The 11,674-nt window shown below is 64.6% G+C and carries 9 protein-coding genes; 6 read left to right on the top strand and 3 right to left on the bottom strand.

Annotated features, from left to right (window positions below; all coding sequences use genetic code 11):
* The 3 genes from QZY01_RS18005 to QZY01_RS17995 all read right to left on the bottom strand — a co-directional run.
* The coding region (locus tag QZY01_RS18005; protein WP_294539975.1) for a 3-hydroxyacyl-CoA dehydrogenase NAD-binding domain-containing protein at positions 1 to 1,750 on the bottom strand (1,750 nt) is incomplete at its 3' end.
* A gap of 13 nt (positions 1,751 to 1,763) precedes the next feature.
* Positions 1,764 to 2,969, bottom strand: a complete 1,206-nt coding sequence (locus QZY01_RS18000; RefSeq protein ID WP_294539973.1) for an acetyl-CoA C-acetyltransferase — start codon at positions 2,967 to 2,969, stop codon at positions 1,764 to 1,766.
* A gap of 201 nt (positions 2,970 to 3,170) precedes the next feature.
* Complete coding sequence (locus QZY01_RS17995) at positions 3,171 to 4,958, bottom strand: acyl-CoA dehydrogenase C-terminal domain-containing protein (protein ID WP_294539971.1); 1,788 nt, start codon at positions 4,956 to 4,958, stop codon at positions 3,171 to 3,173.
* Between the two features lie 349 nt (positions 4,959 to 5,307).
* Here QZY01_RS17995 and QZY01_RS17990 point away from each other — a divergent pair, with 349 nt between their 5' ends.
* The 6 genes from QZY01_RS17990 (at position 5,308) to QZY01_RS17965 (ending at position 11,415) form a co-directional block, all read left to right on the top strand.
* Positions 5,308 to 6,258, top strand: a complete 951-nt coding sequence (locus QZY01_RS17990; protein WP_294539969.1) for an alpha/beta hydrolase — start codon at positions 5,308 to 5,310, stop codon at positions 6,256 to 6,258.
* Positions 6,259 to 6,406: 148 nt separating this feature from the next.
* Positions 6,407 to 7,759 (top strand): AarF/ABC1/UbiB kinase family protein, encoded by a 1,353-nt coding sequence (locus QZY01_RS17985; RefSeq protein WP_294539966.1) that lies wholly within the window; start codon positions 6,407 to 6,409, stop codon positions 7,757 to 7,759.
* Between the two features lie 173 nt (positions 7,760 to 7,932).
* Positions 7,933 to 8,112 (top strand): aa3-type cytochrome c oxidase subunit IV, encoded by a 180-nt coding sequence (locus tag QZY01_RS17980; protein WP_294539964.1) that lies wholly within the window; start codon positions 7,933 to 7,935, stop codon positions 8,110 to 8,112.
* Between the two features lie 227 nt (positions 8,113 to 8,339).
* Positions 8,340 to 9,476, top strand: coding sequence for a Re/Si-specific NAD(P)(+) transhydrogenase subunit alpha (locus QZY01_RS17975; protein WP_294539962.1), 1,137 nt, complete (start codon positions 8,340 to 8,342; stop codon positions 9,474 to 9,476).
* A gap of 65 nt (positions 9,477 to 9,541) precedes the next feature.
* Positions 9,542 to 10,009 (top strand): proton-translocating transhydrogenase family protein, encoded by a 468-nt coding sequence (locus QZY01_RS17970; protein ID WP_294539960.1) that lies wholly within the window; start codon positions 9,542 to 9,544, stop codon positions 10,007 to 10,009.
* Positions 10,010 to 10,014: 5 nt separating this feature from the next.
* Entirely contained in the window at positions 10,015 to 11,415 is a 1,401-nt protein-coding gene (locus QZY01_RS17965) for an NAD(P)(+) transhydrogenase (Re/Si-specific) subunit beta (RefSeq protein ID WP_294539958.1), read from the top strand.
* The last annotated feature ends 259 nt before the right edge of the window (positions 11,416 to 11,674 follow it).

Genomic DNA, 11,674 nt, shown 5'->3' with positions numbered 1-11,674 from the left:
TTTCCTGCGCCGGATCGACCGCCTGTTCGCCGAGATCGGCTTTGGTCGCCTGCAGGATGCGCCAGCCGAGATCGAGCGCCACTTCGTCGTTGAGCGACAAAGGCCCGACCGGCATTCCGGCCATGCGGGCGACATTCTCGATCATCGCCGCCGGCACGCCTTCCGCGAACATCAGATGGCCTTCGCGCAGATAATTGGTGACGCAGCGATTGGCGAAAAAGCCGCGCGAATCGTTGACGACAATCGGCGTCTTGCGGATCGCGCGAATGAAGTCGAGCGCCACGGCCAGAGCCCGGTCGCCGGTTTTTTCGCCCAGAATGGTTTCGACCAGCAACATCCTGTCCACCGGCGAGAAGAAATGCACGCCGATGAAATTTTCGGGCTTCGGCCAGTTGGCGGCGAGCGAGGTGATCGGCAAGGTCGAGGTGTTGGAGGCGAAAATCGCGTCGGGCCCGACCACCGCCAACGCCTTTGCCGTCGCCTCCGCCTTGACGGCGCGATCCTCGAACACCGCCTCGACGGTCAGATCGACGCCCCGCAGCGCCGCATAGTCGGCGGTGGGCGTGATCAGCGCCAGGGTGCGCGCCTTGGCTTCCTCGGTGCTTCGGCCCTTTTTGACGGCGGCCGCCAGCAGGCCTTCGGCATGGGCCTTGCCCTTGTCGGCGGCGGCCTGGTCGCGGTCGATCAGCACAACTTCGATCCCTGACAGCGCCGATACATAAGCGATGCCGGCTCCCATGAAGCCGGCGCCGAGGACGCCGATCTTCTTGATCGCGGTCGGCGGAATGTTTTTGGGCCGGCGCGCGCCTTTGTTCAATTCGCCCATCGAGACGAACAGGGTGCGGATCATCGCCGCCGCTTCCTTCGAGCGCAGAACCTTGGCGAACCAGCGGCTCTCGACGCGCAGCGCGAGGTCCATCGGCAATTGCAGCCCGTCATAGACCGTTTGCAGGACGGCGCGCGCAGCCGGATAATTGTCGAAGGTCTCGCGGCGGTAGATGGCGTTGGCCGGCGGCCAGATCATCATGCCGCCGGGCGAAAAGATTTTGCCGGACGGGGCTTTCCAGCCTTTTTCATCCCAGGGCGCGACGCCCTTGCCGCCGGCCTTGACCCAGTTTTTGGCGTTCTGCACCAACTCGGCGCGCGGCGCCAGCGCGTGGACCAGGTTCTTCGCCCTGGCCGCGGCCGGCTTGATCTGGTCACCCTTGAGCAGCAATTGCAGCGCGTCGGGCGTCGGCATCAGCCGCGCCACGCGGGTGGTGCCGCCGCCGCCCGGGAACAGGCCGATCTTGATTTCGGGCAGGCCGACGCGGGTCTTGTCGTCATCGGCCATGACGCGGTAATGGCAGGCCAGCGCCAGTTCGAAGCCGCCGCCGAGACAATGTCCATTGATGGCGATGGCCCAGGGTTTGCCGCTGGTTTCGATCTTGCGGTAGATGCGCGACAGGCCCGAGGTGGCGTCGAAAAAGGCCTGCATCGCCTTTTCCGCGCCGTCGCGTTTGGACGCTTCGCGCAAGGCGCGGCCCGCAGCCTCCAGCATGGTCAGGTCGGCGCCGCCGGAAAAATGCTCCTTGCCGGAGGCGAGCACGACGCCCTTGACCTGCGCGTCGGCGGTCGTCGCGTCGACGATCTGCTCCAGTTCAATCATCATCGGGAAGTCGATCAGATTCATGCTCTTGCCGGGAACGTCCCAGGTCACGAGGGCAATGCCGTCGGCGTCGGTCTCAAGGCGGAATTCGGTGAGGTTCATCGGTATCTCCCGTTCAGACGCGTTCGATGATGGTGGCGGTGCCCATGCCGGCGCCGATGCACAGGGTGACGAGCGCCAGCGATTTGTCGGCGCGCTCCAGTTCGTCGAGCGCCGTCCCCAGAATCATCGCCCCGGTGGCGCCGAGCGGATGGCCGAGCGCGATGGCGCCGCCATTCGGGTTGACCTTTTCGGGATCGAGATCGAAAGCCTGGATATAGCGCAGCACCACGGCGGCGAAGGCCTCGTTGATCTCGATGACGTCGATGTCCTTGAAGGACAGGCCTGAGCGGGCGAACAGCTTTCGGGTCACATCGACCGGGCCGGTCAGCATCAGCGCCGGTTCCGAGCCGATATTGGCGAAGGCGCGGATCTTCGCCCGCGGCTTGCGCCCGAGTTTTTCGCCCGCCTTGCGGTTGCCGATCAGCACGGCGGCGGCGCCATCGACGATGCCGGAGGAATTGCCGGCGTGATGGACATGCTCGATGCGCTCCAGTTCGGGATGGGCCTGGATCGCCACGGCGTCGAAACCGCCCTGTTCGCCCATCATCAGGAAGGCGGGCTTGAGCGCCGCCAGCGACTGCATCGTGGCGTCCGAGCGGATATGCTCGTCATGGCCGAGAATGGTCAGGCCATTGGCGTCCCTTACCGGCGCGATGGATTTGCCGAAGCGTCCTTCCGCCCAGGCTTTGGTGGCGCGTTTCTGGCTTTCCACCGCATAGGCGTCGACGTCGTCGCGTGAAAATCCATATTTCGTGGCGATCAGATCGGCGGAGACGCCCTGCGGCATGAAATAGGAGGGAATGGCGATGGAGGGATCGACCGGCCAGGCGCCGCCCGACGCGCCAATGCCGACCCGGCTCATGCTTTCGACGCCGCCGGCGACGGTCAGGTCGTGCTGGCCGGCCATCACCTGCGCGGCGGCGAAATTCACCGCGTCGAGGCCGGAGGCGCAGAAACGGTTGATCTGCAGGCCAGGGACGCTGTCGCCATAGCCGGCGGCCAACGCTGCGGCGCGGCCGATATTGGCGCCGGCCTCGCCGACCGGATCGACGCAGCCGAACACGACGTCGTCCACGAGGCCCGGCTCGGGCAGGGAACGACGCAGGGAGTTGAGCGCGCTGACCGCGAGGCCGAGCGTGGAGACTTCATGCAGCGCGCCATCTGGTTTTCCGCGCCCGCGCGGCGTGCGAAGCGCGTCGTAGATGAAAGCTTCCGTCATGGCGGTTCCTCTTTGGGACGAATGTCGATTTAATTTGTTTCACGGATATTTCAGCTTCATCCCTTCTCCCCTTGCGGGAGAAGGTGGCGCGGAGCGCCGGATGAGGGGGCGTCGCCGCCAAGTGCGGTCCCTCATCCATCTCGACGCCTCCGGCGTCGATCCACCTTCTCCCGCAAGGGGAGAAGGAAGAGCGCCCCTAACTCAAAACAGCTCCGCCGGCAGGCTCATGGTCACGCCGGCGCCGGTCTGGATGCGGGCGAGGCGCAAGGCGGTTTCCGGCAGGATGCGCTCGGCATGGAACAGGGCGCAAGCCCGCTTGGCCTGCAAAAAGTCGGCGCGCGCCGGATCGGCGTCGGCAAAGGCCGCCTTGGCGATTTTCGCCCACATGTAACCCAGCGCCGTCAGCCCCAGCAGATGCATGTAATCGGTGGCGGCGGCCCCCGCATTGTCTGGAGCGGCCAGGGCGTTCTGCATCAGCCAGAGCGTCGCCTTTTGCAAATGGCCGAGGCTGGCGCTCAGGGGGCCGAGCAGGGGTTTGAGCGCCTCGTCGCCATCGTTGGCCTTGAGGAAGGCGCCGACCTCGGTCAGGAAAGCGGTGATCGCCCGCCCGCCATTCGCCGGCAGCTTGCGCCCGACCAGATCGAGCGCCTGGATGCCGTTGGCCCCTTCGTAAATCTGGGCGATCCGGGCGTCGCGCACGAATTGCTCCATGCCCCATTCGACAATATAGCCATGGCCGCCGAAAACCTGCTGCGCCTTGACGCAATTGTCGAAGCCCCGGTCGGTCAGCACGCCCTTGAGCACCGGCGTCATCAGGCCGAGCAGATCGGCGGCCTTTTCGCGCGCCTTGGCGTCCGGGCTGCGATGGGCGATGTCGCTTTGCAGCGCCAGCCACAAGGCAAAGGCCCGACCCGCCTCGTTGAAGGCGCGGATTTCCAGCAAGATGCGGCGAATGTCCGGATGGACCAGCAGGGAATCGGCGGGCTTTTCCGGGCTTTTCGCGCCGGTAAGGGCGCGGCCCTGCAAACGCTCGCGCGCGTAAGATGCGGCGTTCTGATAGGCGACTTCCGATTGCGCCAGCCCCTGCACGCCGACCATTAGTCGCGCTTCGTTCATCATCACGAACATGGCGTTGAGGCCGCGATTTTCCTCGCCGACCAGCCACCCCTGCGCGCCGTCGTAATTCATCACGCAGGTCGAATTGCCGTGAATGCCCATCTTGTGTTCGATCGAACCGCAGGACACTGCGTTTTTCTCTGAGGGGTTTCCCGCCGCGTCGAGCAGGAATTTCGGCGCGACGAACAGCGATATGCCCTTGACGCCGGCCGGCGCGCCTTCGATGCGCGCCAGCACCAGATGGACGATGTTCTCGGTCAGATCATGTTCGCCGGCGGAGATGAAAATCTTCTGGCCGGTCAGCGAGAAAGAACCGTCGTCGCGCCGCGTCGCGCGCGTCTTCAACAGGCCGAGATCGGTGCCGCAATGCGGCTCGGTCAGGTTCATCGTGCCGGTCCAGCGGCCTTCGAGCATTTTCGGCGCGTAAAGCCGTTTCAGCTCTTCCGACCCATGGGTCAACAGGGCCGCCGCCGCGCCGGCGGTCAGTCCCGGATACATCGACAGCGACATATTGGCGGAGATGAAAAATTCGCTGACGGCGGCGGCCAGCAGATAGGGCAGGCCCTGGCCGCCATAGGCCGGGTCGAAGGCTAGACCAATCCAGCCGCCTTCCGCATAGGCGTCATAGGCGGCCTTGAAACCCTTGGGCGTCTGCACCGAGCCGTCGGCGGCGCGGCGGCAGCCTTCCTGGTCGCCGGACAGGTTTACCGGCTGCAATTGCTGCCCGGCGAGCTTGGCCGCCTCGTCGAGCACGGCGACGACGATGTCGGGCGAGGCTTCGGCATAGCCGGCGAGATCGTCATGATCTTGCATGCGCAACACGTCATTGAGCAGGAAAAGGACGTCCGCGACGGGCGCCTGGTAACTCGGCATGGTTTCCTCCGGCTTTTTTTGAAATTTTGCGCGGCCATGGCCGCGCCCGATATTGGTTTACATATAAACGATAATTTGAGGCGCGGCAAGAGGCTGAATTGAAATGTCGTCCCCGTAAAGGACAAAAGCCTCAAAAGTCCGCGCGAGGCGGACCGGAATGAAGGAAAAAAGTTTGGGTCCGTCCAATGGAACGCGAATTCTGTGCTTGCGTCGGCTTCAAGGCCGATCGTTCGGCCGCTCGCCGCCGCCCGCGCCCCGCAAAACCGGCATTGTGAGCGCGCCGACGATTGACATTGCGTTGTTTGAGCAGATGGTCCTGCGCCAGTTCGCCCGCGTCCCCTGAGCAAACATGGCCGTTCTCCTTCTGCTCTCGTTCCTGTTCTGGACACTGCTCGCCATCGCGGCGCTGGTCCTGTTCAATATCGGCCTCTGTCGCCTGATCGAGGCGCTGGCTCCTCCAAAAGGCCAATTCATCGACATTGGCGGCCTGCGCCTGCATGTGATCGACAGCGGCGACAAGCCGGGGCTTTCGCCGCCGCCGATCCTGTTCATTCACGGGCTGCTCGGCCAACTGAACAATTTCACCTATGCGCTCGCGGGCCGGTTTCCGGAGCGCCGGATCGTGCTGATCGACCGGCCGGGTTCGGGCTATTCCCAGGCGGCGCCCTCGCAGAGCCTGAAGGCGCAGGGCGATCTGGTCGCCAAAATCATCGACAAGATGAACTTGCGTCAACCTCTGGTCGTCGGACATTCGCTCGGCGGCGCCGTTGCCCTGGCTCTGGCGCTCGACCATCCCGCCAAAGTCGGCGGCCTCGCCCTGATCGCGCCGCTGACCCACTCGATCTCCGCTCCGCCAAAGCCTTTCGGAGCGCTGGCGTTCCGCTCGCCCCTCGCGCTATGGCTTGGCGCCTGGACCCTGGGGCCGCTCGCGACGCTGCTGTCGTTCAATACGGCGCGCAAAGAGGTGTTCGGTCCCGAGCCGATGGCGCGCGACTACTGGCGGCGTGGCGGGGCGATCCTTTCGGCGCGGCCGCCGGCGCTGATCGCCGCCGCGCGCGACATTGCGCATCAGCCCGAAGAACTGCCGCCAATGGCGGCGCGGTATGCCTCGCTCGCATTGCCGATCGGCGTCTTGTTCGGCGCGCAGGACCATTTGCTCGACCCCAAGGCGCAGGGCGAGGATTTTTGCGCGAAAAACCCGAATACGCAGCTGACCTTGATCGATGGCGGCCATATGCTGCCGGTGACCCAGCCGCGCGCCGCCGAGGATTTGATCCGCGCGACCTTGCTGCGACTATAAGGGGGCAGGAATTGATGTGCGGCCCCCGCGGGGCCGGCCACGAGCAAACCCGACCGAAGCCGGCCGGATCACGGGCGTCCAAAGACGCCGTTACGGCTCATGCGAGGGATCAATCCTTCGCGGCTCGCCGCGAAGGAAGAAAAGACCCATGAAGGATAACGAGGAAAATCGCTTTTCGGCCCGGGCCGCGCGATATCTCGCCATTGGCGCGCAGGCGGGCGGTTTTGCCGCGCGTATGGCCGGCGGGAGGCTGTTTGGCGAGGGCGGCGACGGCGACGCTCTGGCGCTCGCCCGCGCGCTCGGCGGGCTCAAGGGTCCGCTGATGAAGGCGGCGCAGCTGATCGCCACCATCCCAGAGGCCTTGCCGGCCGATTACGCGGCGGCCCTGGCCAGCCTGCAGAGCGAGGCGCCGCCGATGGGCGCGGGCTTCGTGCGCCGCCGCATGGCCGCCGAACTGGGGCCGAACTGGCGCGAACGTTTCGGCGCTTTCGATCTGCATCCGACTGCCGCCGCCTCGCTCGGCCAGGTTCACCGCGCGACCACACCGGAGGGGGAGGATCTCGCCTGCAAGTTGCAATATCCCGACATGGCCTCGGCGGTCGAGGCCGATCTCGCCCAGCTCGACCTGGCTCTGGCCCTGCACCGGCGGATCGATTCGGCGATCGACGCGCGCGAGGCGGCGCAGGAAGTCGCCGAGCGGCTGCGCGAGGAGCTGGATTATTTCCGCGAGGCGAAACATGCGCGTCTCTACCGGATCATGCTGGCGGACAGCCCGGAAGTGCGCGTTCCCGGCGTTTTCGACGGGCTTTCCACCGGGCGTCTGTTGACGCTCGAATGGCTGGAGGGCGAGAAGCTTCTGTCCCTCGTCGAGGCGCCGGAAGAGCATCGCAACACCATCGCCAAGGCGATTTTCGCCGCCTGGTGGCGGCCTTTCGCGCATTACGGCGTGATCCACGGCGACCCGCATCTCGGCAATTACACGGTGTTTCGCGGGGACGGCGCGCACGGAGAACCCGCGGGAATCAACCTGCTCGATTATGGCTGCGTACGGATTTTCCCGCCATCCTTCGTCGGCGGCGTGATCCAGCTTTATCGCGCCTTGCGCGCCGACAACCGCGACCAGATCGCCCATGCCTACGAGTCCTGGGGTTTTCGAGGCCTCAACAGCGACCGGATCGAGACCTTGACCATCTGGGCGCGCTTCATTCTCGGTCCGCTGCTCGAAGACCGCGTCCGCACCATCGCCGATGGCGTCAAGGCGGGCGCCTATGGCCGGCGCGAGGCGGCGCAGGTCCACGCGCAATTGCGTGAAAAGGGGTCGGTGCAAATTCCACGCGAATTCGTTTTCATGGACCGCGCGGCCATCGGCCTCGGCGGCGCCTTCCTGCATCTTTCGGCGCGGCTCAATTTCCATCGCCTGTTCGAGGAGGCGCTGGCGGATTTCGATCTCGACGCTGTGGCGGCGCGGCAGCAGGCGGCGCTGGAGCAGGTCGGACTTTGACCCCGGCCTGTGACCCGACTTTCAATCTTCAACTTTCTGTCGGGCTTGACCGCGACGCCGATTTCGCCAAACTGCCACCGAGACCTAATAAGGATTGCCTTGGGCCAGTCCTTTTGAGAAAACCAAAAAGGGCGAGGCTTGCAACGGAGCCTGTCGCTCAAGGGGAGAAAAACATGGCGGCGGACCAATTGACCGCAGGCGACCACCCGGATGGGCACGCGTCGATGAATTATTCTCCGGCGATGGATTATGCGGCGCATGTCGCCACCTACCGGTTTTTCATCGATCTGCTCAAATGGGCGACGATAGGGGTCGTTCTTGCCGTGTTGCTGCTCGCCTACCTGACCCTTTAACCCATTCCAAAGCCCTGGGCGCCCTGAAAAACAAGGGAGATTTCAGGAGAATCCCGGAAAAAAACCCTCGCGAAAAATGCTCGCGAAAACGCCCAGGAATAAATTCCCGAGAATAAAGTCTAAAAAATTCTCGGGAAAAATTCTCGGGAAAATTCCAAGCCGATTTTGCGCGCGGGCCGCCGCGCGCCTTTCAAGACCCGCGCATCGCGGGCCATCTGGAGCCGTTCATGCGTATAGCCGTTCCCGCCGAGACCGCCGCCGATGAAGAGCGCGTCGCGGCGACGCCAGAAACCGTCAAGAAACTCGCCGCTCTGGGCGCGGAGGTCGTCGTGCAGTCGGGCGCCGGCGTCAATTCCGGCATTCTCGACGGCGATTACGAAAAGGCCGGCGCCCGGATCGCCGCCGACGCGGCTGCGACGGTCGAGGGCGCCGATGTCGTGCTGGCGGTCGGCCGGCCCTCCCCCTCGACGCTGGCCGGCGTCCATCCGGGCGCGGCGGTATTGGCCATCATGGACCCCTATGGCCAGCAGGAGGCTCTTCGGGGACTCGCGGGCGCCGGGGTCCGCGCCTTCGCCATGGAATTGATGCCGCGCATCACCCGCGCCCAGGTCATGGACGTGTTGTCGTCGCAGGCCAATCTTGCCGGCTATCGCGCGGTGCTCGAAGCGGCGGCGGAATATGGCCGCGCCATTCCGATGATGATGACGGCGGCGGGCACCGTGCCGGCGGCGAAAATCTTCATCATGGGCGTCGGCGTCGCCGGACTGCAGGCCATCGCCACCGCGCGCCGCCTCGGCGGCGTCATTACCGCGACCGACGTGCGCCCGGCAACCAAGGAACAGGTCGAATCGCTCGGCGCCAAATTTCTGGCGGTCGAGGACGATGAATTCAGGCAGGCGCAGACGGCGGGCGGTTACGCCAAGGAAATGTCGAAGGAATATCAGGCCAAACAGGCAGCGCTGACGGCCAGCCACATCGCCAAGCAGGATATTGTCGTCACCACTGCGCTGATTCCGGGCCGTCCGGCGCCGGTGCTGATCACGGCGGAAATGGTCGAATCCATGCGTCCCGGCTCGGTCATCGTCGATCTGGCGGTGGAGCGCGGCGGCAATTGCGCCCTGTCGAAGCCCGGCGAAGTGGTCACCACCGCCAATCACGTGAAAATCATCGGCTTTCTCAACATCGCCAGCCGACTCGCCGCCACCGCTTCGCAGCTTTACGCGAAAAACCTCTATGCTTTCCTCGAAACCCTGATCGACAAGGAAACCAAGGCCCTGAAGATCGACCCCGAGGAAGAACTGGTCAAGGCGACGCTGCTGACGCGCGACGGCGCCGTCGTTCATCCCGCTTTCGCGCAAGGCTGAAGCCTTCGACCCGCTCATAGAGCCCAACCCGAAAATTTCGTCAGCCCAGGAGAGGGGCGAATTCCATGGCTACTGACTCGCAAACCATCGTCGATCGGGCGCAATCCGCCGCCGCCGCCGCCCGCGCCGCCGCCGAAGCCGCGCAAAATTACGCCGATCAGGTCGCCGGCGCCGCCGGCGCGGCCGCCCATGCCGCCACCGGCGGCGCGATCGATCCCTTCATCTTCCGGCTGGCGATCTTCGTGCTGGCGATTTTCGTCGGCTATTACGTGGTCTGGTCGGTGACGCCGGCCCTGCATACGCCGCTGATGTCGGTCACCAACGCCATTTCCTCGGTCATCGTGGTCGGCGCGCTGCTTTCGGTCGGCGTCGACGCCTCCGGTGCTGCAGCCGCCGCCGCCGGGCCGGCGGACAGCGGCCCGGCCTGGGCGCGGATCTTCGGCTTCATCGCTTTGGTGCTCGCATCGGTGAATATTTTCGGCGGCTTCCTCGTCACCGAGCGCATGCTGGCCATGTACAAGAAGAAGGGCTGAGGTCCATGAACGTCAATCTCGCGGCCCTGCTTTATCTCGTATCCGGCGTCCTGTTCATCTTCGCGCTGCGCGGCCTGTCGCATCCCACCACCTCGCGCAAGGGCAACCAGTACGGCATGATCGGCATGGCGATCGCCATTGTCACCACGCTGGCCCTGCGCCCGCCCGCCGGGTTCTCCGGCTGGCTGCTGGCGGCCTTCGGACTGGCGCTCGGCGGCGGTTTCGGCGCCTATCTGGCGCGCAAGATCGAAATGACCAAGATGCCGCAACTCGTGGCCTTCTTCCACTCGCTGGTCGGCCTCGCCGCCGTGCTGGTGGCTGCGGGCGCGCTGTTCGCGCCGCAGGCTTTCGGCATTGGCGTTCCCGGCGACATTCACAGCGCCAGCCTGATCGAAATGTCGCTCGGCGCGGCGATCGGCGCGCTGACCTTCACCGGCTCGATTATCGCCTTCCTCAAGCTCGACGGCCGCATGTCGGGCAAGCCGATCATGTTGCCGAAGCGTCATGAGATCAATATCGCGCTGGCGGCGGCGCTGTTCCTGTTCGCCGTCGCCTTCTTCGCGACCGGCTCGCATTTCCTGTTCCTGCTGATCGTGCTGATTTCGCTGGCGCTCGGCGTCCTGCTGATCGTGCCGATCGGCGGCGCCGACATGCCGGTGGTCGTCTCGATGCTCAATTCCTATTCGGGCTGGGCGGCGGCGGGCATTGGCTTCACGCTCGGCAATATGGCGCTGATCATCACCGGCGCGCTGGTCGGCTCGTCGGGCGCTATCCTGTCCTACATCATGTGCAAGGGCATGAACCGCTCCTTCGTCTCGGTGATTCTCGGCGGTTTCGGAGGCGAGACGGCGGCAGCGGCCGGCGCGGCGGAAACCCGTCCGGTCAAGCAGGGCTCTCCCGACGACGCCGCCTATATTCTCGAAAATTCGTCGAAAGTCATCATCGTGCCGGGCTATGGCATGGCGGTGGCGCAGGCGCAGCACGCCCTGCGCGAAATGGGCGATCTCCTCAAGAAGGAAGGCGTCGAGGTCAAATACGCCATCCATCCGGTGGCCGGCCGCATGCCCGGCCACATGAACGTGCTGCTGGCGGAAGCCAATGTCCCCTATGACGACGTGTTCGAACTGGAGGACATCAATTCCGAATTCGCCCAGGCCGACGTGGCCTTCGTCATCGGCGCCAATGACGTGACCAACCCGGCGGCCAAGACCGACAAGACCTCGGCGATTTACGGCATGCCGATCCTCGACGTCGAAAAGGCCAAGACGGTGATGTTCGTCAAGCGCGGCATGAGTTCGGGCTATGCCGGCGTCGAGAACGAGTTGTTCTTCAAGGATAATACGATGATGCTGTTCGGCGACGCCAAAAAGGTGGTCGAGAGCATCATCAAGGCGATGGCGCACTGAAAAGACGAGGGGCCTTTCTCTCCCGCAAGGGGGATCGGGCCTCCGCTTTGTGAACGGATCAAGGGGCGCGGCCAGCCAGCCGCGCCCCTTGCCTTTTCGGACGGGACCACTCCCGATAGCCTGAAATCCGAGGCGGAAAATCCACAAAAAGCGCCTTGCGCGCCAAAGCGCCCTTTATCCGGGCCGAAAATTCTTGTTTAAAGGCCCCATGATGTTCCTTTCCCGTTCTTGCCTTTCCCGCTCGCCGCGAATTATCGGC

Source organism: uncultured Rhodoblastus sp., from assembly GCF_903903185.1.
Classification (GTDB): Bacteria; Pseudomonadota; Alphaproteobacteria; order Rhizobiales; family Beijerinckiaceae; genus Rhodoblastus.
This window is presented reverse-complemented; position numbering and strand designations above follow the sequence as displayed.